The sequence below is a fragment of the Bacteroides sp. ET71 genome (genome assembly GCF_023336905.1).
Classification (GTDB): Bacteria; Bacteroidota; Bacteroidia; order Bacteroidales; family Bacteroidaceae; genus Bacteroides.
This window is the reverse complement of record NZ_JAMBLS010000005.1, coordinates 40,254-60,406: the sequence shown is the minus strand read 5'-3', so window position 1 is coordinate 60,406 and position 20,153 is coordinate 40,254. Positions and strand designations below refer to the sequence as shown.

At 57.5% G+C, this 20,153-nt stretch carries 17 protein-coding genes; 8 read left to right on the top strand and 9 right to left on the bottom strand.

Annotation, left to right across the window (positions count from 1 at the left end; all coding sequences use genetic code 11):
- Positions 1–59: 59 nt before the first annotated feature.
- From lpxD to miaA, 6 genes are all read left to right on the top strand, one after another.
- A complete protein-coding gene (gene lpxD / locus M3090_RS04685; RefSeq protein ID WP_249054237.1) occupies positions 60–1,103 on the top strand; it encodes a UDP-3-O-(3-hydroxymyristoyl)glucosamine N-acyltransferase in 1,044 nt (347 codons plus the stop codon).
- Between the two features lie 3 nt (positions 1,104–1,106).
- Complete coding sequence (locus M3090_RS04680) at positions 1,107–2,492, top strand: bifunctional UDP-3-O-[3-hydroxymyristoyl] N-acetylglucosamine deacetylase/3-hydroxyacyl-ACP dehydratase (protein ID WP_249054236.1); 1,386 nt, start codon at positions 1,107–1,109, stop codon at positions 2,490–2,492.
- Between the two features lie 87 nt (positions 2,493–2,579).
- A complete protein-coding gene (gene lpxA, locus M3090_RS04675) occupies positions 2,580–3,356 on the top strand; it encodes an acyl-ACP--UDP-N-acetylglucosamine O-acyltransferase (RefSeq protein WP_249054235.1) in 777 nt (258 codons plus the stop codon).
- Between the two features lie 30 nt (positions 3,357–3,386).
- Positions 3,387–3,953 (top strand): plasmid pRiA4b ORF-3 family protein, encoded by a 567-nt coding sequence (locus tag M3090_RS04670; RefSeq protein ID WP_249054234.1) that lies wholly within the window; start codon positions 3,387–3,389, stop codon positions 3,951–3,953.
- A gap of 25 nt (positions 3,954–3,978) precedes the next feature.
- On the top strand, positions 3,979–5,112 hold the full coding sequence (locus M3090_RS04665; RefSeq protein WP_249054233.1) for a DUF5700 domain-containing putative Zn-dependent protease: 1,134 nt from the start codon (positions 3,979–3,981) through the stop codon (positions 5,110–5,112).
- A gap of 56 nt (positions 5,113–5,168) precedes the next feature.
- On the top strand, positions 5,169–6,068 hold the full coding sequence (gene miaA, locus M3090_RS04660) for a tRNA (adenosine(37)-N6)-dimethylallyltransferase MiaA (RefSeq protein ID WP_249054232.1): 900 nt from the start codon (positions 5,169–5,171) through the stop codon (positions 6,066–6,068).
- Between the two features lie 7 nt (positions 6,069–6,075).
- Here the strand turns inward: miaA and M3090_RS04655 are convergent, their stop codons facing one another.
- Positions 6,076–8,391, bottom strand: a complete 2,316-nt coding sequence (locus tag M3090_RS04655; RefSeq protein WP_249054231.1) for a TonB family protein — start codon at positions 8,389–8,391, stop codon at positions 6,076–6,078.
- 2 nt (positions 8,392–8,393) lie between these two features.
- The gene (locus M3090_RS04650; RefSeq protein ID WP_249054230.1) at positions 8,394–8,756 is read right to left on the bottom strand and encodes a BlaI/MecI/CopY family transcriptional regulator; all 363 of its coding nucleotides are present in this window, start codon (positions 8,754–8,756) and stop codon (positions 8,394–8,396) included.
- A 395-nt stretch (positions 8,757–9,151) separates the two neighbouring features.
- On the opposite strand from M3090_RS04650, the gene M3090_RS04645 reads away from it, so the two are divergent.
- Together M3090_RS04645 and M3090_RS04640 are read left to right on the top strand one after the other, a co-directional pair.
- Complete coding sequence (locus tag M3090_RS04645) at positions 9,152–9,856, top strand: hemerythrin domain-containing protein (RefSeq protein ID WP_249054229.1); 705 nt, start codon at positions 9,152–9,154, stop codon at positions 9,854–9,856.
- On the top strand, positions 9,846–10,457 hold the full coding sequence (locus tag M3090_RS04640) for a response regulator transcription factor (protein ID WP_249054228.1): 612 nt from the start codon (positions 9,846–9,848) through the stop codon (positions 10,455–10,457). The genes M3090_RS04645 and M3090_RS04640 overlap by 11 nt, the downstream gene beginning before the upstream one ends.
- Positions 10,458–10,777: 320 nt before the next feature.
- Here the strand turns inward: M3090_RS04640 and ccsA are convergent, their stop codons facing one another.
- The 7 genes from ccsA to M3090_RS04605 form a co-directional block, all read right to left on the bottom strand.
- Complete coding sequence (gene ccsA, locus M3090_RS04635) at positions 10,778–13,027, bottom strand: cytochrome c biogenesis protein CcsA (protein ID WP_249054227.1); 2,250 nt, start codon at positions 13,025–13,027, stop codon at positions 10,778–10,780.
- 208 nt (positions 13,028–13,235) lie between these two features.
- Entirely contained in the window at positions 13,236–14,924 is a 1,689-nt protein-coding gene (locus tag M3090_RS04630) for a di-heme oxidoredictase family protein (RefSeq protein ID WP_249054226.1), read from the bottom strand.
- A 121-nt stretch (positions 14,925–15,045) separates the two neighbouring features.
- Complete coding sequence (locus M3090_RS04625) at positions 15,046–16,356, bottom strand: imelysin family protein (protein ID WP_249054225.1); 1,311 nt, start codon at positions 16,354–16,356, stop codon at positions 15,046–15,048.
- Positions 16,357–16,398: 42 nt separating this feature from the next.
- The gene (locus M3090_RS04620) at positions 16,399–17,724 is read right to left on the bottom strand and encodes a hypothetical protein (protein WP_249054224.1); all 1,326 of its coding nucleotides are present in this window, start codon (positions 17,722–17,724) and stop codon (positions 16,399–16,401) included.
- A 208-nt stretch (positions 17,725–17,932) separates the two neighbouring features.
- Positions 17,933–18,397, bottom strand: coding sequence for a hypothetical protein (locus tag M3090_RS04615; protein ID WP_249054223.1), 465 nt, complete (start codon positions 18,395–18,397; stop codon positions 17,933–17,935).
- 117 nt (positions 18,398–18,514) lie between these two features.
- On the bottom strand, positions 18,515–18,733 hold the full coding sequence (locus tag M3090_RS04610) for an Arc family DNA-binding protein (RefSeq protein WP_249054222.1): 219 nt from the start codon (positions 18,731–18,733) through the stop codon (positions 18,515–18,517).
- A 51-nt stretch (positions 18,734–18,784) separates the two neighbouring features.
- Positions 18,785–20,140, bottom strand: coding sequence for an alpha/beta fold hydrolase (locus M3090_RS04605; protein ID WP_249054221.1), 1,356 nt, complete (start codon positions 20,138–20,140; stop codon positions 18,785–18,787).
- Between the last annotated feature and the right edge of the window lie 13 nt (positions 20,141–20,153).

The following is a 20,153-nucleotide window of genomic DNA, read 5'->3' as shown; positions in this document are numbered from 1 at the left end:
AGAGAATTATAAAAAAAAGTACGATATTTGTGTTTTGAAACCATCAAACAAGAATAACAATGGAGTTCTCTGCCAAACAAATAGCCACATTCATCCACGGAGAAATCGTGGGAGATGAGAATGCTACGGTACACACCTTTGCCAAAATAGAAGAAGGGATACCGGGAGCCATCAGCTTCCTGTCCAATCCCAAATACACACCTTATATATATGAAACAAAGGCAAGCATCGTCTTGGTGAACAAAGACTTCGTGCCCGAACACGAAATCAAAGCCACACTTATCAAAGTGGACAACGCCTACGACAGCCTGGCCCGCCTGCTCACCCTCTACGAACAGAGCAAGCCCCGGAAGACAGGCATCGACCCGCTGGCTTTCATCGCCCCCACGGCCAAAGTCGGCAAAGACGTGTGGATAGCACCGTTTGCCTACGTAGGCGAAAACGCCGTGGTCGGCGACCGCACCGTGCTACACCCCCACGTCACCATCGGCGACGGTGCGCAAGTAGGCGATGACTGCACGCTCTATGCCAACGCCACCGTCTACCACGACTGCCGGGTAGGCAACCGCTGCACGCTCCACGCCGGCAGCGTAGTAGGTGCCGACGGCTTCGGCTTCGCCCCCACCCCCCAAGGCTACGAAAAAATACCCCAAATAGGCATTGCAATCTTGGAAGACGACGTGGAAATCGGTGCCAACACTTGCATAGACCGCGCAACCATGGGCGCAACTATCGTACACAAAGGAGCCAAGCTGGACAATCTGGTACAAGTGGCACACAACGACGAGATTGGTTCACACACGGTCATGGCCGCACAAGTAGGAATAGCCGGTTCGACCAAAGTCGGCGAGTGGTGCATGTTCGGCGGACAAGTAGGCATTGCCGGACACATCCACATCGGCGACCGCGTAGTGTTGGGCGCACAATCAGGCGTGCCAAGCAGCATAAAAAGTGACCAACGCCTCATCGGCGCCCCCCCCATGGAAGAGAAGCCTTTCTTCAAGTCGCACGCCATTTTCCGCAAGCTGCCCGACATGTATTTCGAACTGAACGCACTGCGCAAGGAACTAACTGAATTAAAGAAACAATTAAATAAAGAGTGACCGATGTTGAAACAAAAGACTCTGAAAGATAGCTTCTCACTCAGCGGGAAAGGCCTGCACACAGGGCTCGACCTGACTGTCACTTTCAACCCCGCTCCCGAGAACCACGGCTACAAGATACAGCGTGTCGATTTAGAAGGAAAGCCCCTTATCGAAGCCGTAGCAGACAACGTAGTGGAAACAACCCGCGGAACGGTACTTGCCAAAAATGACATAAAAGTCAGCACAGTAGAACACGGCATGGCCGCTCTCTATGCTTTGGGCATAGACAACTGTCTGATTCAAGTAAACGGTCCCGAATTTCCCATACTTGACGGCAGCGCACAATATTACGTCAACGAGATAGAACGCGTGGGCACGGTAGAACAAAATGCCGTCAAAGATTTCTACATCATCAAGTCCAAGATTGAGTTCCGAGATGAACAGACCGGCTCGTCCATCATCGTCCTGCCCGACGAAAACTTCAGCCTGAACGTATTGATCTCCTACGACTCTACCATCATTCCCAACCAATTTGCGACACTGGAAGACATGGCCAAGTTCAAAGATGAAATTGCCGCCAGCCGCACCTTCGTCTTTGTACGCGAGATAGAACCCTTGCTTCAAGCAGGTCTCATCAAAGGCGGCGACTTGGACAATGCTATCGTCATCTACGAACGCCAAATGTCGCAAGAAAACTATGACAAGCTGGCCGACGTGATGGGCGTGCCTCACATGGACGCCACCCAATTGGGATACATCATGCACAAGCCGCTGGTATGGCCTAACGAATGTGCCCGTCACAAACTGCTGGATGTCATCGGAGACATGGCACTCATCGGCAAACCCATCAAGGGCCGCATCATTGCCACACGCCCGGGCCATACCATCAACAACAAGTTCGCCCGCCAGATGCGCAAGGAAATCCGTCTGCACGAAATACAGGCTCCTTCCTACGACTGCAACCGGCCGCCGCTCATGGACGTCAACCGCATCCGCGAGCTGCTGCCCCACCGCTATCCGTTCCAACTGGTAGACAAGGTCATAGAAATGGGTGCCAACTACATCGTAGGCGTGAAAAACGTCACCTCCAACGAACCGTTTTTTCAAGGCCACTTCCCGCAAGAGCCGGTCATGCCGGGCGTACTGCAAATTGAGGCAATGGCACAAGTAGGCGGCCTGTTGGTACTGAACTCGGTAGATGAACCCGAACGTTATTCCACCTATTTCCTGAAAATAGACGGCGTACGTTTCCGCCACAAAGTCGTGCCAGGCGATACCCTCCTTTTCCGGGTAGAACTATTGGCACCCATACGCCGCGGCATTTCCACCATGAAAGGCTATGTCTTCGTCGGCGAAAAAGTGGTGTGCGAAGCAGAGTTTACAGCGCAAATTATCAAAAACAAATAATTAATAACGAAGAATGTAGAATGAAGAACTCCCTTGGATTACTTATAAGACGGAGGTTCTTCATTCTTCATTATTAACACTTCCAATATGATTAGTCCTTTAGCATACATCCATCCAGAAGCCAAGATAGGCGAAAACGTAGAGATTGGGCCCTTCGTGTTCATTGACAGGAACGTGGTGATAGGCGATAACAACAAAATCATGCCCAACGTCAACATTCTCTACGGAGCACGCATAGGCAATGGAAACACCATCTTCCCGGGAGCAGTTATCGGCGCCGTGCCCCAAGACCTGAAGTTCAGAGGCGAAGAGACTACCGCCGAAGTAGGTGACAATAACCTCATCCGCGAAAACGTAACCATCAACCGCGGCACAGCAGCCAAAGGGAAAACGGTAGTAGGCAACAACAACCTGCTGATGGAAGGAGTGCACGTGGCCCACGACGCAACCATAGGAAACGGATGCATCATCGGTAATTCCACGAAGATGGCAGGCGAAGTGGTGATAGATGATTACTCCATCATCAGCGCCAGCGTACTGATGCACCAGTTCTGCCGCGTGGGCGGATACGGCATGATACAAGGCGGCTGCCGTTTCAGCAAAGACGTTCCGCCCTACATCATTGCCGGACGCGACCCCATCTGCTATGCCGGCATCAACATCGTGGGACTGCGTCGCCGGGGCTTCTCCAACGAAACCATCGAGCAAATCCACAACGCTTACCGCATCATTTACCAGAGCGGCCTGAACACGACAGACGCTCTGAAGAAGATTGAGGAAGAAATGGAAATGACTCCGGAGCTGAACTACATCGTGACCTTCATACGCGAATCGGCACGAGGCATCATCCCGGGCAGCAAATAATTACTGAAAAAGACCAACGAACTTACAACTATGATATACAGATTTACCCTTATCTCGGACGAGGCGGAAGGCTTCCTCCGGGAAATACAGATAGACCCGGAAGCCACGTTCTATGACTTGCACGAGGCTATCATTCAGTCAGTAGGCTATACCGATGACCAACTCACGTCGTTCTTCATCTGCGATGACGACTGGGAAAAAGAGAAAGAAATCACCCTCGAGGAAATGGACGACAATCCGGAAATGGACAGTTGGGTGATGCGTGACACGCGCATTAACGAACTGGTGGAAGACGAGAAACAGAAGTTGCTTTACGTGTTCGACATCATGACGGAGCGCTGCTTCTTCATCGAACTTTCTGAAATCATCACCGGCAAACACATGACGGGCGCCAAATGCACCAAGAAAAAAGGCGACGCCCCCAAGCAACTGATGGACTTCAACGAGTTCGAAGCCAAAACCAACGCTGCGGCCATGGACCTGGATGAAAACTTCTACGGCGACCAGGACTTCGACATGGACGACTTCGACAAGGACGGCTTCGGCGGCTTCGACGAAGGAAGTGGCGGCAATCCGTACGACGACGAAAGATACTAAAAGGAAAGTATAAACCGAGCGGAAAATGAAGAAAGCATTTGTCATCCTAAGCCTGTCCTTGTGCATAGGCTTAGGATTTATTTCTTGTTCACAAAAGAAGATACCAGTAGAAGGCGAAGAATACTCCATCGAGTCTGCCCAACGTTTTATGGAAATGGCGCGTCAAGCCATGGACGGCACACAACCCACCGATGAAGACTGGCGTGCCTTGTTTGCCACGAAAGGTTACCACACTTTCTTCCAGGTATGGAACTGGACAGACTCTACCGAGTGGCAACGCAATATCCGCAACGGCTTCGACCTGGCTTTCAATCCCGCACGCAAGGCACAGTTAGACAGCATCGTCGCAAGACCGTTGGGCGAGGAAAGCTCGGACGAAGACTTCTTCACGTACAACTTCTACCTGACCAAGCAACGCTTTAACGAACTATACGAGTTCATCCACACAGCCGACTTCGGCCAAGTGATGCAGCAGGCCCACGAGCGTGTACTCCAGTTCCTTCCCGCCGGGGCAGATACCCTGGATTTGCCGCCCATGAAATGCTACTACCTGGCTTTCGACCCCGAAGAACGTACCGGCAACGGCGTCATCTTCTACGACTATAACACCGCTTTCGAAGACGGACCGGAAGGGCTGGTCAACGGCATAGCCCACGAACTCCACCACCAATACATGGGTTTGCTGATGAACGCACGTTACCACAGAGACTGCGACGATGCCGCCCTCCAGGCCATCGTGCGCAACCAACTGGAAGGTGCGGCCGACCTTATCAACAAGGGCACGATGCCCGTAGACAAACTGGGCGCTTACGGGCCGGACATCGTGAAGATGTACAACGATGACTATTTCGACAGCCCCAACGTGCTTCGCCAGCTCGATTCGCTGACCTGTGGTTACCTGGCAGGCAAGCTGGACGCCAAGCAATACCAGGCCGCAGCCGGATGCGCCCACTTCGAAGGCCATACCACGGGCGACTACATGGTGTTCCTCATCCGCGACCAACTGGGCCAACAAGCAGCCATAGACTGCCTGGGCGACTTCTCTGCTTTCGTCCAGCGCTACAACGAGGCAGCGCGGAAAGCCGACGGGTATGTTTTCAGCGAAACTTTCGTGTCGCACATAGACAGTATTTGTTCGGATTTGCAGACGGGAGAATAACTGCTTGCCCCTTTTCTGATAAGATTTTCCTGGTTGAAATACAAACAATGCACCCAATGCCCACCCTCATCGTACTTATCGGCCCCACGGGCGTCGGGAAAACCGAACTGAGCCTGCGCCTGACCGAAGCTTTCCGCACCTGCATCCTTTCGGCCGACTCACGGCAACTGTACGCCGACCTGCCCATAGGAACGGCTGCGCCCACGCCCGAGCAACTGGCAAGGGTGAAGCATTACTTTGTCGGCACGCTCCGACTGACAGATTATTACAGCGCCGCACAATACGAGGCCGATGCACTCAGGTTGCTGGGTGAATTGTTTGCCACACACTCTACCGTGGTACTGACGGGCGGCTCGATGATGTATGTCGATGCCGTATGCAAAGGAATAGACGACATCCCCACCGTCGATGCAGACACGCGCCAACTGCTCCTGCAGAAATACGAGACCGAAGGGCTGGAACGCCTGTGCGCCGAATTGCGGCTGCGCGACCCGGAATATTACCGCGTGGTCGACCTGAAGAACCCCAAGCGCGTCATCCACGCACTGGAAATCTGCTACATGACGGGGCGCACCTACACTTCGTTCCGTACACGGACAGCCAAGGAGCGGCCCTTCCGCATACTGAAAGTAGGACTGACGCGCGACCGCGAGGAGCTGTACGACCGCATCAACCGGCGTGTGGACCAGATGATGGACGACGGACTGCTGGACGAGGCGCGGCGTGTCTACCCGCTGCGGGCGTGCAACTCGCTCAACACCGTAGGCTACAAGGAACTGTTCAAATACATCGACGGCGAATGGACATTGCCCTTCGCCGTCGAAAAAATCAAGCAAAATTCGCGCATCTATTCGCGCAAGCAGATGACGTGGTTCAAGCGCGACGCCGCCATCCGGTGGTTTCACCCCGACCAGGAAGCGGAAATCCTGGCCTACCTGCGCGAGCGTGTAGAGTAAAGAACCGCTATTCTGCCTTCAAGGTTATTTTCATCTCCGGTTGCGCATCGGCACGGACAGTCTCAAAGCCCACGTACATGCACTCCAGCCGGGCGTCTTTCGGCGTCTTCAGACTGAAACGCCCTTCGGTGTCGGTCACGACTCCTTTTCCCGAGCCGTCCGTCCGTTGCACGATGGCGCCGACGATAGGTTCGCCTTTCTCATCCACCACCTGGCCGTTCACGACAAGCTGTCCTTCGGCCTCGGCGGCAGCTTTCGTGGTTATCTCGATAGCTCCGTCCTTGGCCTGGTCGCCATATTTCTTGATGGCCTGTTCACCTTTCAACACGCGCATCTCGGCGATGTCCGACGGGGGCAACGCCTTGACTTCTTCATAAGAAACGACTTTTTCGTCTATCACCCACACAGACTTCTGCCGGGGCAACGCTCCGTCTTCGTTCAGCGAGAAGGCGACGGGCACCGTGTAGCGCACGGACACCGCCTTGCCGTCCTGCATTCCCGGCGTCCAACGCGGCATGGAGTTCACCAGGCGGATGGCCTCGGCGTCCAACGACGGGTCGATGCTGCGCACCACCTTCGGGTCGGTCACCTGCCCCGTCTCGTCCACCACAAACTGGAGGATGACGCGGCCTTGTATGCCGTTTTCCTTGGCAATCTGTGGATACTGCAAGTTTTCTTTGATGAACTTCCTCATCGCCTGCGGACCGCCGGGAAAGGCAGGAGCCTGCTCCACCACCTCGTAGACACCGGCCACTTGCCCTTTCAGCCCGCCGTTCTGTGCCTTGGCTCCCTTCGTGACAACCACCATCACGCCGTTCTGCTGCCCGCGCGTGCCATAGGCAGCGGCTTGCTCGCCCTTCAGGACAATGACGCTCGCAATGCGGTCGGGCGTTATCTCTTTAGAGAAAGAAGCCTCGTCCATTGGCTTGCCGTCCACCACTATCAAGGGAGACTCTTTCTGCTCCACCTTAGAGAAATTCTCGGCCAGCGTCGAGGGGAAATCGACGTACACGACATAGGTGGAGGCTACGGGTTTCCCGTCCTTCATCATGGGTGTCCAACGGGGCATCTCTTTGACGAGGCGGATGGCTTCGGCGTCAAAGGCTTCGGCAATCCCTTTACTGACCTTAGGCTGAGTGACACGCCCTTCTTCGTCAATGACAAAGCTAACGATGACCGTCCCGCTCCGGGTGTCGGCCAAGGGCGAACGCCGGTTTTCGGCCAGATACTTCTTTAAAGCCTCCTGGCCGCCCGGGAACTCGGGCACCTGTATAACGGTGTCGACCGATGCCGGGGTCTCGGCCACAGCCGGGACGTCCGGGGCAGCCTCCGACGGCAGGACGGACGTTTTTTCCACCTTGTTTTCTTTCACAATCGCCGCCAAATCCGTAACTTTGGCGCCGGAAAGCTGGTTACTGACTCCCGATACTTCGGGCCGGGCGAAAACGGCAACCGCTACGGCTGCCAGCGGAAGTACGTAGAGATACTTCGCACACGCCCACTTACTTGATTTTTCTTTCGTCATCATAGTGATACGCTTTTTAAGTTTACTGTGATTCAAGCTGTTGGCCATAGAGTAGAGCCTTGTGCCAACAGCTTTTTTTATTAACAAGAGTTGATATTCCTTCGCGTTGACGCCGGCGCAGAGCACCGCTTCGTCGGCCTCGTATTCGTGCACCGTCTGCAGCTCCTGCTTCAAGAGCCAGGCGGCGGGGTTAAACCACTGCACGAAGCAGCAGAGGTCGGCCAGCAGCAAGTCCCACGAGTGGCCGCGCCGGATGTGCGCCAGTTCGTGCAGCAGGATGGGGCGGCCTTCTTCCTCCAAGTCGCGGCGGGCGATGACGATGCACCGCATCCAACTGAACGGGGCGATGTCCTGCCCGTGCACCAACAGCCAGACACGGGGCGCACCGGGCACATAGCGGCGGATGTCTTCGCGATGCGTCCCCCGCAGCAGTTGGCCCAGGCGGAAGAGCGAACAGACGTTGCGCCCCAGAAAGAAGAACACGCCCAAGGTGTAGACCGACAACAGCACCAGCGGCCACACCGCCCTCGACTCCTGCACGGGGGCGGGCGACGCCTCGGCCATCGCTTCGGCCAGGGCCAGCCACTCTTCCAGCGTCAGCATCCCCTGCCCCACGCCCGTGGGTTGCTTCGTGCTGACCTCTATCAGCGGCACCACGGCCGACAGCAGCAGCACGCCCAACAAAGCCACGCGGTTGAAGCGGTGCAGGGTCTCACGGCTCAGCAACAGGCGGTAGAACAGGTAGAACGCCGCCAGGCAGAGGGCGGACTTGAGGATGTAGACTAAGAAGATGCCCATCGTCAACGTCCTCCTTCCTCCACTTGCTTAATCAGTTGCTTCAGCTCTTCCACCGAAATCTTCTCCTCCTGCACCAGCGACGAGACGACGCCCAGGTAGGAATTGTCGAAATACTTGCTGACGACGCCGCGCAGCGTGCCCCGGCGGTAGTCGTCGCGCGTCACCGTGGCGTAGTATTGATACGTGTTGCCGAAGGTCTTGTGCGACACGAAACCCTTTTCCTCCAGCCCGCGCACCACGGTGGACAGGGTGTTGAAGTGCGGCTTCGGGTCGGCGTAAAACGCCAGCATCTCCTTCACAAACAGCGGGCCTTTCTCCCAGAACAAGGCCATCGCTTCTTCTTCTTTCGCAGTCAGTCTTTTCATCGTTTCTTGGTTTTGATTGCAAAGAACTAAAATATTTAGTTCATTACCTAATTCTTTTAGTTAAACAAAACTAAAGGCTTTAGTTTACCACGGCGGACGGGCGGCAGCAGAGGGTCGGCGGCCCGTGTGCGGAAGAGGCAGGGCTCGCTCCCGGAAGAGGCACGGCCCGTGTCCGAAGGAAATCTCCAAGCATCTCGGAAAGGCTATCCAAGCATCTTGGAAAGGGCGTCCAAACATCTTGGACAGGGTGTCCAGGCATCTTGGACGCCGGAGAGAGGCATCAGCACAAATAGGTAGGCCGCGTGCGGAAAATACCTACAAATGGCGATTGCAGATGTCGGCGGAAATGCCTTACTTTGTGGGTTGAAACGAAACCAAGTAACCAGTAAACCGCAATGAATGAACCGCATAAATACCGCGCGACGGACAAGATGAGCGACCTCATCTGCGACAACTACTCGCTGCTGATGGTGATGAGCCGCTTCGGCCTGTCGCTGGGCTTCGGCGACAAGAGTGTGAAAGACGTCTGCGAAGCACAAGGCGTGGACTACCGCACGTTCCTGGCCGTGGCCAACTTCATCAGCGAAGACCAGTGCACGTACGACGAAGACAGCACCGATTTCTCGCTCGCCGCCCTGATGGACTACCTGAAGCGCGCACACACCTACTTCCTGGACTTCAACCTGCCGGCCATACGCCGAAAGCTCATCGAGGCCATCGACTGCTCGGCGCCCGACGGCGTGGCGATGCTCATACTGCGCTACTTCGACGAATATGCCAAAGAGGTGCGCCGCCACATGGAGTATGAAAACGAAGCCGTCTTCACCTACGTCGACGGGCTGCTGGACGGACGGCTGGACGACCGCTTCAGCATAGCCACCTTCGTGAGCAAGCACAACAGCATAGACACCAAGCTGAAGGAACTGAAGAACATCATCATCAAATATTATCCGGAGACGGGCAACAACAACCTGCTGAACGCCGTGCTGTTCGACATCTTCAACTGCGAACAGGACCTCGCCTCGCACTGCCGCGTGGAGGACTTCCTCTTCGTACCCGCCGTGACGCAAATGGAAAGGAAACTGAAAGATGAACAATAGCCCATCATTGAAAATAGTCGTCGCAGAGACCTCGGTCATCATACGCAGCGGACTGGCTTCCGTACTGAAGCGCATCCCCAACCTGAACGCGCAACCGGTCGAGATTGGGTCGCCCGAATCGCTGTCACACTACATGCAGATGCACACGCCGGACATCGTCATCGCCAACCCCACCTTCGGCGGATGGTTCGACCTGCTGGCCTTCAAGGCTTCTCACGAACGGGCGGCAAGCACCAGATTCATGGCGCTGGTCTGCTCGGTGATTGACCAGAATGTGCTGAAAGCCTACGACGGACACTTCTCCATCTGCGACGACACCGACGCCATCAGCGAACACATCAGCCGCCTGCTGCACACCGGCGACGAAGAAGAAGATACGGGCGGGGCCGACGTGCTGAGCCAGCGCGAAAAGGAAATAATCACGTGCGTGGTAAAAGGCATGACCAACAAAGCCATCGCGGACAAGCTGTTCCTCTCCATACACACCATCATCACCCACCGCAGGAACATCGCCCGCAAGCTGCAAATACACTCACCGGCCGGACTCACCATCTACGCCATTGTCAACAAGCTGGTGGCACTGGAAGATATCAAATTATAATGGTGAATGGTTAATGGTAAATGGTTAATACGTTTCTGTTGAAACATATCGCTTACTGCACACCTCGTAATAATCACTAACCATTAACCATTGACCATTAACCATAAAAAACATTCCCGCCTCCCGATATCACATCGGAAGGCGGGAAATCTTTTATCTTCATAAAAGTGGTTACGTAATTATGACTAACTAATTCATTCAAATCTCATGCGACAAAGGTACGGCTTCCTGCCCAACCGTGCAATCGCTTGATTTAGGTATAATACGACGCTCCGGTCATTACAAATAGGTAATGCTGCGGACACGCCTCCCGCCCCGCCTCAGGCATAACTGTGCATCCCCCCCAGCAGGAAGTTCACCCCGAAGTACGTGACCAGCACGCACAGGAAAGCCAGCACGGCAAACACATGGAAGAACAGCGGCCGGCGAAACCAAGGCAACGAAGCGGAATGTAGCGCAAAGGCATAGACCAGCAGCGTGACGAGCGCCCACACCTCCTTGGGATCCCAACCCCAGTAACGGCCCCACGACACGTTGGCCCACACCGCACCGATGAAGATGCCGACGGCCAACAGAAAGACGGCCGGATAAAGCAGCAGGCGACTGAGCACCTGAAGACGTTCCACCTCCGTGCGGGAATCTTCGCCGCGAGCAGTCAGGTGCACTACCAAAGCCGTCACGCCGTTCAGCATGACGAAGGCCAACAAGGCGTAAGCCAGCATGATGACCACCACGTGAAAGCTGAGCAGGGGCGACGAAAGGACAGGCATCAGGTGTGACACTTGGGGATTGGCTTCGCCCATCATCGACACAAGCAGAGCCAGACCGCCCAGCAGGAAACCGAAAGACACCGACAAGGGCAGGCGACGGCGGAAGAACCAGGCCAACAGCAAGGCACAGGCCGCCAGCAGTTGCATGGTCTCGTGGCCGTTGGACAGGGGCAGGTGCCCGCTTGCCAAACCGCGCAGCGTCATCGTCGTGCAAAGGAAAAGCAACTCGACAAACAGCAACACGGCCAGCCCGCGACTGACCCACGTCTGTCCCCGACGGCGGAGCATCAGGCGGCGACAGTAGTAGACGAAGGCCAGTAAGCCTATCGTCACCGAGGCGATGGCCAGCGGACGGCTGTTGTTCAGGCGGTTGTACAGCATCTCGGCACGGAAGCGCAGGGACGAAGGCAGATAGCCTGCCGCCGCCCGCTCCTGATAGGTGCGAATCTTCCCGACCAAATGCTCCACCTGCGCAAAGTCCTTGCGGGCCACCTGTTCGGCCACGTAGTTCATGCTGCCGCGCACGAACGACTGCTCATCAAGAGGCATCGCGCGAGGCGGACGGTCGGCCAGAGAGAGCCACGTCAGGTGCTGCCCGCCCGGCAGGCTGTCGGCCTCCTCCACAAAGGGGTAGAGGCGCCAGATGCTTCCGGCCGCCACCTGGCTGACCAGGCTGAACTGCTCGTTTGCCTCTTCCAAAGCGTGCCGTTCTTGGGCGGAAGCGCGTTGCAGCACGTCTTCGTCCAGCTTATAGCCCTCGCGCCCCACGAAGTCCGTCAGGCAGGCATAACGCCCTTCAATGCCCAGACGGAAGCGCACCGCCGCACTCCGGATGCGAATGACGGGCTCGGCCTTCCAGTCGTCGTAATAAAAGAACCAGCCGGTCAGCACCTGCTCGGGCGTCAGGCCCTTGTAGGAGGGTTTTCCGCAGAGCTTCACGGTGAAGTCTTTCGCCAATGTCTGGAGGGGACAGATGCGGTCGTTGTAGTAGACATAGAGTCGGCCGAAGGCGGCAGCCGTCTCGCGGGGCAGGGCGCGGGGCGCATCGGACGACGCGGCTGCCGAGAGCGGCAACGACAGGGTGCACAGGCAGGCACAAACGGCCGCCCCGCGCAGCAAAGGATGATGCCACAGCCGGCGGAACTCGCTGCGGCGGTCGAAGAAGAAGAGGATGCACGCGAGCAGCAGCAAGGCATAGCCCGCGTAGGTGATGCCGATGCCCCACGGGTCGTAGGCGACGGACAAGGTGGCGCCCCGCCCGTCGGAGTCGTAACGTGCCTGGTAGAAGCGGTAGTGGCGGTGGCGGAAGATGCGGTTCATGGACACTTCGCCCTCGCGGGAAGTGCCGTCGGCCTCCGTCACGGTGAAACGGCTGACGAAGTCCATCGGTGCCGTCGTGCCCGGGTAATACTCCAGCCGGAACTCCCTGAGCGAAAGTCCGAAAGGCAGAGGTTCTTCCCCGCCGCCGGCCGATGTGAACGTGCGGAGCGGTGCGGGGGCATCTTGCCTGAGATGCACCGACCCCTGTTGCCCGGACAGATGAGTCACCAATGCCCCGGCCAGAATCAGCAGGAACGAGACGTGGAGCAGGAACGTGGGCAAGCGGCGATATAAACGATGCTCCACGTAAACCGCCGAAGCTACGGCCACCACTGCCCACAGCCCGACGAACCAGGGCGAAGCGTAGACGGCCTCCAGCGCAAAGGCGGTGCCGCGCAGTTTCTCGAGCACCGTGGCTGCCATCAGCACCAGTACCAGCACGGCAGCCCCGCCAAAAGATAGATATTTCAGTCCTTTCATACGGATAGTTTTTGTTCTTAAACAGACGCGAAAAGACCCCACTCGTGGGGTCTTCCGATACCCCACGAGTGGGGTATCACAAAGGGTCACTCGTGGGGTACCTCAAGGGGTCACCCGTGGGGTATCTTCATAGGCCACTCGTACCCTCCTTTAAAGGGTCTTCGTGCCCCTCCGGCCGCCCCTTCGGCATATAAGAGGAAGAATCTGCTCAAATGGAATCCAGGAACTTGACCACTGCGTCACGGTCCTCCTTCGACAACTCACGGAACTTCACGACTGTCTCGTAAGCATCACTCTCCGTGCTTGTGCCGTGCCACATGATGGCCTCGAGCGTGGTACGCGCGCGGCAGTCGTGCAGACGGTCGGCATACTCGGCGCCCGTGCACCGCTGGTGCAAGCCCCGTCCCCAGAGCGGAGTGGTACGGCACCAACCTGTCCGGATGTCGTTCACCATGTGCAGCTTGTGCTGAACCATGTCACTGTACGGCCAGATCTTCTGATAGGGATAGCGGGGCAGTTGGTCCGCACGCTCGCCGACGAAGAATCGGGCCGGGTCGCGGATTTCGTCGCTGCCCGTCGTCCACGACGGCTTGTGGCAATAGGCACAGCCCAGCTCCTCGAACAGTTGCTTGCCGCGGAGCACCTCTTCGTCGTCCACGTTGCGGGCGGCGGGCACGGCCAGTCCGCGGTGCCACACCATGAGGTCGATGTAGTTCTGGTCGGAGACTTCGACGTCCAGCTCCTTCGAATTGAGGTAGTTGTAGATGTTCTGTTCTTCATCATACGTGCCGTCCGGGCGTTGGATGTGCCAGTCGGCGTGGTTGCGTTCGGGGTCAGCCTCCTCGATGTATTCCCTGAATCCGGCCTGCACCTCCGGGTCTTGAGATGAGTATAGTGCGTACGTGCCCGCTGCATCCAAGTAATGGAAGCGACGGTCGCTGCGCGTGGCGTTGGTGATGTTCCAGAAAGCATTGGCACCGGCCGCATCCTGCAGAGGCCCGCGGCTCAAGGCATACGTGTATCGGTAGGGATACTTGGTACCGTCGCCGCCCTGCGTCGTGTTGGCATACTGTCCGGTCCACTCGCCGTTGGCGAATATGTTAGGGTTCAGTCCGTTCTTCAAGTATCCGTCCTGTTCCTGCTTGGTGTATTCCGCCTTCAGGTCTTCGTCACTGATGGCATCCAGCAGTCCCGTGCCATAGATTCCGATGGTCGACTCCAGACGCACCTCGTAGCTGCCCACGTCGTAGCCCTTGTTGGCCACATAGATGGCGCTTTGGGGAATCTCCACCTCCGGGTAACGCAAGGAATATGTCTCGCCGTCGGGAAACTCATTGTTCCAAGCATCGGTATATTCATGCCACGACAGGCTAATCTGGCTCTCGTCCAACGGCTCCTTGAAGGGTGCTACAGCCTTGGTCTGAGGCATACCGGCCAGCCACGACACATAGGCATTGGTGGCCGGGTTATATACTACCAGCAGATAGCCGTTGCCAATCTGCGTGGTGTTGAACGAGCCTTCGGGCTGGCTTTTCCCGTGGCCGTAGCCGGGATGGCAATGCGTGCAAGAGGTACGGATATAGACCGGGCCGAGTCCGTGGCGCACGCCGGAGAAGTTGGTCGTAAACGGTTTCTCGAAGAGCTGCTCGCCGCGGTTGAAGCAGTCCGTCATGTTGGCGTCGGCGTCGACCACCGGCGTGGGCTGCTCGAAAGCTGTCTGCGAGGAGACGAACGACGTGCCCAGTTCGCCGCCCGTATAGTACCAGTCGGGCAAATCCGTAGGTTCTTCGCCGCCTCCGGGCACTTCGCCCGACACTTCGTCGTCCTGGCAAGCCGCCAGCGACAAGCCTGCGCATAGCAGGGCCATGACATAAAAGCTGTGTTTTTTCAATAACATAATGAATGGTTTAGTTAGTTAGACATATCAGTTTCAAGCACTGCGGGCGAACACCCGCCCCAACAGGCCGATGTCCGCCGACAGGTTTCACGTTCAGCATCTTCCGCTCTGCGTACCTCTGTCAACGTTGTTCCTCAATCAGTCGCAGCACTTCGTCGAAGATGTCGTTCAACGCGTTGCAGGCCGTGATGGCGGCGCGGTTCACCTCGACATACGGTCCGGACGAGGAGCAGGTCACTACGAACGGCTCTTGCATCTCGCTGATGGCATCGTAGGCCGCCGTGATGGCTGCCTGCACGCGGGCATCGAGGTCGGCATCCAGCGAAGCCACGTAGGCGCTGAGCGAGTGGTCCACCGGACGGATAAGGGTTTCGCCGCTGTTGTAGTCCTTGGAAGACTGGATGCCCATGTAGGCATTCTCGATGGAAATGATGTTACCCTTGAAGTCGTTAATCGAATTGAGGCTGTAGGGCGACTCAATGTAGTTGGGGTCGTACTCGAAGTCGTCGCCCGTTCCCATGCCGGTGGGGTTGCCTATCTTCACGTTGCCCACCTCGTTGGCAATGTTCTGGATGCCGTCGGTCACTACGGCCTGGATGGCGTCCAGGTAGTTCACAAAGTCGTTTCCTCCGCCTTCGGACGGATTCTTCATCAGGTCGGCATAACACAAGCCGTTGGCCAGGTCGGTCAGCACCGTGCGGATGGAAGTATTGTTGGCTGCAAAGTCAGCCACGCTGCGTACTTGTGCCAGAATGTCTTGCTTGCTCGAACTGATGTTGTCCTCGCCCACCCAGGCTGCCTCCAGAAAGATGCAGTGGTTGCGCAGGTCGCCCGCCACGCCGGCAATGTAGCTGAGCTCTTCGGCCGTATAGTCCGTGCTGTGGGGCACTGACGTCTGCGACATGCCCGAGCCTTCGATGGCAAAGAGCATGTACTCCAGCGCATGGAAGCCCAGCAGGCCGTAGTCTTGGGAAGAGATGTACACGCCATCCGCATCCATCTTGGCCATCTCGGAGCTGTTGGCCAAGAGGTCGTCCAGCAGTCCTTGGTCCAAGGGCCAGGAGTCGATGTGGGGGTCGACGTTGTAGTCGCCGGCCGGGCCATAGAGCCAGGCTTCGCTACGCTCCCAATACTCGCGGGCCTTCTTCCAGGCCTCGCCGGCCGTCTCCACCTGGGCCGACGTGACGTTGCCCACGCCGGCGTTGTACATGGCCAGACACGCCGTGTGCAGTTCGACGGAGGCATCCGCCAGTTGCTCATAGGTAGGAATCACGGTGCGGTCCACGTAGTCGTTCACTACAAGCCGGAGGGCGGCTTCGCGCTCGTCGCGCGCACTCGTGCCGGGACCTTCGTCGTCACTACAAGATGCCACGCCCGCAGTCATCAGGGCGAGGCTTGCCACGTAAAGCGGCATTTTCAGATACTTTTTCATGTTCATTGTTGATAGGATGTTTAAATGATTGTTATTCTGAGATTACATGTTGAACAAGCCTGCGTAGGCCACACCGAACGAAAGCGAAGGTTCGTTGTTGTAGCGGCTCTTCAGCAGCCCGATGGAGTATTCGCCTTTCAACACTATGTCCTTGATGGGGTAATAGTTCACACCCACGGCCACGCGGTGGCGTCCGCAGTACTGGAAATCGACGATGGAAGGCGCCGTGTCGTACATGGAGTCGTAGTAATCGTAGCGTCCGAAGAGGTAAAACTTCTGGCCCTGCTGGTGCAGCTTGTTAATCTGCGAGAAGATGTTGTAGCCCACCTCGATGCCTGCGGCCAGGGCAGCAGAGCCCACCGACTGCTTGGGGCTGGGCGAAGTGTTGGTACCGTCCATGTTGTAGGCCGTGATAACGTCAGAGTCGGACAGGTGTCCGTAGTCGAAGTTGCCGCGGGCCACCCAGTTCCAGCGGTCGAAGTGGAAGTCGAAAGCACCTATCAGCACCGTGCCTTTCACGTTGTCGTAGCTGCTGGAGGGCGTTTTCAGGGTGTTATGGAAAGAGTTGCCGGCATAGCCGCTCACAGAGAGGCGCAGGCCCTTGATGGAATAGTTGTCGATGCGGAAAGCCCCTGCCAGGGAGTTGGCAATCTTAAACTCGTAGGGCGATGCCGAACCGTCGTGAATCCAGCCCTTGCGCCCGAAGCGCTCCGAGTCGAGGCCGGCAATCAGCAAGGCTTCGTAACGCCAGTCGCCCGTCTGGCCCCAAAGGCTGACGCCCGTCTCGTGCCAGGTGCAGGGGAATATAGTGTTTTCGCCCTCGGGACGGTAGACGCCGAAGAACTCGGTGGGCAGATGGTGGGCATTCGTGGCACCCACAGGTACGATGATGTGACCCAGACGGATGTTGAACTGGGGACAGAAGGACTTCTGAATCCAGAACTGCTCCAGGGCCACTTCCCCGCCGCGCTCGATTTCGCTCTCGTATTCGCCGCCTTCTTCTTCTTCAATCTCGATGGCACTCTCCGTACCGCCGTGCTCAAACTCGATTTCGGTGCCGAACGACCAGCCTTTGCCGAAGTCGTAGCCCAGCATCAGCACCACGTGCGGCAAGTCGAAGCGGCTGTGCTTCTCGTCTTTGTGGGCATCAGCACTGGTATAGCGCAGGTAGCTGTCGCTGTAGAAGTTGCGGCTGTAGACCGCCTCGCCATATCCGCCGATGGTAAAGCGCGATTTCTTCGTCTCCTTCTTCTCCGTGTCATTATGAGCGGCAGCATCGGCCTTGCCAACCTCTCCCAGCCCCTCTGCCCAGGCAGTGCCCAGACCGAACAGCGCGCCCAACAGAACCATTAACAGTTTTTGTCTCATTGTCTTTTTTCTTTTGATTTTTCCTGCCGCAAAGGTAGAGGGAGTTAAAAAGTGGGGCAATACCTAAAAAATGGTATAATACGGAGAAACTGGTAATGAGTAGGTATGGCGCATTTCTCCCTAAAAAAGTCCCCTGAGACCTTCCGGCAACAACGGTGGGAAGGAATCAGGGGAAGAAAGACAAAGGGACGGAAAGGGGCGGCGGACGTCAGCGGGCGCGCCACGCCAGCCAGAAGTAGCCTGCGAAGACCGCTATCAGCAGCACCAGGCAACCCGCCCGGGCGGCATCGGCCCAGGGATGGAAGACGGCCAACGTGGCGAAAAGGAACATCAGGGACAGCACGATGTTTATCGCCCGGCAGAAGCGAAGCGCCAACACGTATTGGCGGGCGGCGGTGTGCGGCTTCAGACGGAAGGGGAAGTTGATGCTGTTCAGAGGCAAGTAGCCCGCGCCAAACAGCAGGAGGAACAGCAGCAACGCCGTCAGCAGCAAGGAGTAGCAGTCGGAAGGCAGGGCATCGCCCAGCCGGCGCCATTGCACCAGGACGTAGATGCCGTTGGCCAGCAGCGGCAGCAGGGCCGCCAACTCCAGCAGGCGGTCTGCCGGGGCGGGACGGAAACGGAGGTTGGGAAGGTTTTGCGGGGAAGCGGGCCCCAGATGAATGAGTTTCATAAGCTGATTACATGATGTTCTACATAAAAATAGACGAAGCGGAGAGACGCCATGCTTCTTCCGCACACGAAGGAAGGCTCTTGTCCGCACGAAGCGTGCCCCTTGCGGACGGCAGGGTCAGCCTGTTTCCTCTTCCGCAGCGGGAGGGTCAGGCGGGGCGGCCGGACGGCGCGATTTCTTCAGGCGTCCGTTTTTGCGCAGGGCTTCGGTGATAATCCACTGGAGCTGGCCGTTGATGCTGCGGAACTCGTCGGCAGCCCACTTCTCGAGGGCGTCCATCGTGGCAGCATCCACGCGCAATACAAAAGTCTTTATGTTCGATTCTTTCTTTGCCACTGTCTGAATGAAGAATGATGAATGAAAAGTGAAAACATGAGAAGCAGACCTTCAGTCCACGCGGCCGGTGCGGATGAAGCGCACCAGGTCGTCGGCCACATAAGCCGGGACGGGCGAGGACTGCTGGTATTCGTCGGGCGTGGCCTTTCCCGTGCCTTCCTGCAACAGATGGTTCAGGCGCGGATAGGACTTGCAGACGGCGTTCCGCTGCCTCAACAGCCCGGCACGCCACAAGCCGAAATCGTGCATCGTCACCTGATAATCGCGCTCGCCCTGCAACACCAGCAGGGGGCACGTCAGACGGACGGCTTCCTCCACAGGGCGACAAGCCACGGCATCGGCCCAGTACGAGCGGGGCATCCCCAAGGGCAAGGCGATAGTGTCGCAAAACGCAGACGTGCCCAGCCGCTTGACGTTGGCCACCTGCCGCTTCAGCTCAGCCTCCTGCCGACGGCCTTCCGCCGAGGGGGCAAGGCTGTTCAGATAGGCCACCTGTTCCAGCAGCAGATCTTCCAGCGGGCGTGCCGGGGCAGCCAGCAGGATGACGCCGGCCAAGGCTTCTTCGGAACGGAGGGCGATGCGCGGCGCCAACATCCCGCCCAGGCTGTGGCCCAACAGGTAAACGCTGTCGGCATCCACGCCGGGCAGTCCCCCTTGCGCCAGGGCGATGGCGGCCACAGCGTCGTCCACGACCTCGGTATCATAATCGGCCTCGCGGCCTTCGGGCACGAAATCTTTGCCGTAGACCCGCGTGCGCTTGTCATAGCGTAGGGTGGCGATGCCCCGCTCGGCCAATCCCCACGCCAGGTCGCGGAAAGGCTTGTTGGGACCAAAGGTCTCGTCGCGGTCTTGCGGGCCGGAACCGTGCACCAAGACCACGCAGGGCACCCGTTTGCCTTCCGGCAGGCGGGGCAGGGTCAGCGTGGCGGGCAGTCGGAACTTGCCGCAGGCCACCACCGTGTCGCGCTCTTCCATCTTCCGACTGTCAAAAGCCGCAGGCGGTTCGGACGAAGCACGGGGCGCAGGCTTCACGAACAACCCCGCGATGCGTCCCCCGGCATCGAAAGCCGCCTGGAAGCGCAGGGCATAACGCTGGAAGGTCATGTCGCGCAGGCAGACTTTCAACCCTTGCGCCTCGACCTGTTGCCACTCGCCCTCCGACTGCAAGGGGCCAAACTGGGCTTCCAACTGCGCATACATCCCGCCCAAGACCTGTGGCGACAGGGCGGCCTGCATCTCCGCAGTGAGCATGACGTAGAGGCTGTCCCCCTGTCCGGCCACGAAGTAACGGTAGGCGCGCCGGGCTTCCGACAGGGCGTCGGACTCCTGCGCCTGCACCCTGACCGGCCACAGGACACACACCGCCGACAGCAGACACGCATATAAGAATAAGGTATAAGGCTTCATCGTCGGCGTCCTC

Bases quoted from the DNA above. Each gene is read 5' to 3' on its own strand.
- M3090_RS04615 (WP_249054223.1), bottom strand. From the start codon at position 18,397: ATGAAACTCATTCATCTGGGGCCCGCTTCCCCGCAAAACCTTCCCAAC.
- M3090_RS04665 (WP_249054233.1), top strand. From the start codon at position 3,979: ATGAAGAAAGCATTTGTCATCCTAAGCCTGTCCTTGTGCATAGGCTTA.
- M3090_RS04620 (WP_249054224.1), bottom strand. From the start codon at position 17,724: ATGAGACAAAAACTGTTAATGGTTCTGTTGGGCGCGCTGTTCGGTCTG.
- M3090_RS04640 (WP_249054228.1), top strand. From the start codon at position 9,846: ATGAACAATAGCCCATCATTGAAAATAGTCGTCGCAGAGACCTCGGTC.
- M3090_RS04645 (WP_249054229.1), top strand. From the start codon at position 9,152: ATGAATGAACCGCATAAATACCGCGCGACGGACAAGATGAGCGACCTC.
- lpxD (WP_249054237.1), top strand. From the start codon at position 60: ATGGAGTTCTCTGCCAAACAAATAGCCACATTCATCCACGGAGAAATC.
- lpxA (WP_249054235.1), top strand. From the start codon at position 2,580: ATGATTAGTCCTTTAGCATACATCCATCCAGAAGCCAAGATAGGCGAA.
- ccsA (WP_249054227.1), bottom strand. From the start codon at position 13,027: ATGAAAGGACTGAAATATCTATCTTTTGGCGGGGCTGCCGTGCTGGTA.
- M3090_RS04650 (WP_249054230.1), bottom strand. From the start codon at position 8,756: ATGAAAAGACTGACTGCGAAAGAAGAAGAAGCGATGGCCTTGTTCTGG.
- miaA (WP_249054232.1), top strand. From the start codon at position 5,169: ATGCCCACCCTCATCGTACTTATCGGCCCCACGGGCGTCGGGAAAACC.
- M3090_RS04670 (WP_249054234.1), top strand. From the start codon at position 3,387: ATGATATACAGATTTACCCTTATCTCGGACGAGGCGGAAGGCTTCCTC.
- M3090_RS04605 (WP_249054221.1), bottom strand. From the start codon at position 20,140: ATGAAGCCTTATACCTTATTCTTATATGCGTGTCTGCTGTCGGCGGTG.
- M3090_RS04680 (WP_249054236.1), top strand. From the start codon at position 1,107: ATGTTGAAACAAAAGACTCTGAAAGATAGCTTCTCACTCAGCGGGAAA.
- M3090_RS04625 (WP_249054225.1), bottom strand. From the start codon at position 16,356: ATGAAAAAGTATCTGAAAATGCCGCTTTACGTGGCAAGCCTCGCCCTG.
- M3090_RS04630 (WP_249054226.1), bottom strand. From the start codon at position 14,924: ATGTTATTGAAAAAACACAGCTTTTATGTCATGGCCCTGCTATGCGCA.
- M3090_RS04655 (WP_249054231.1), bottom strand. From the start codon at position 8,391: ATGGGCATCTTCTTAGTCTACATCCTCAAGTCCGCCCTCTGCCTGGCG.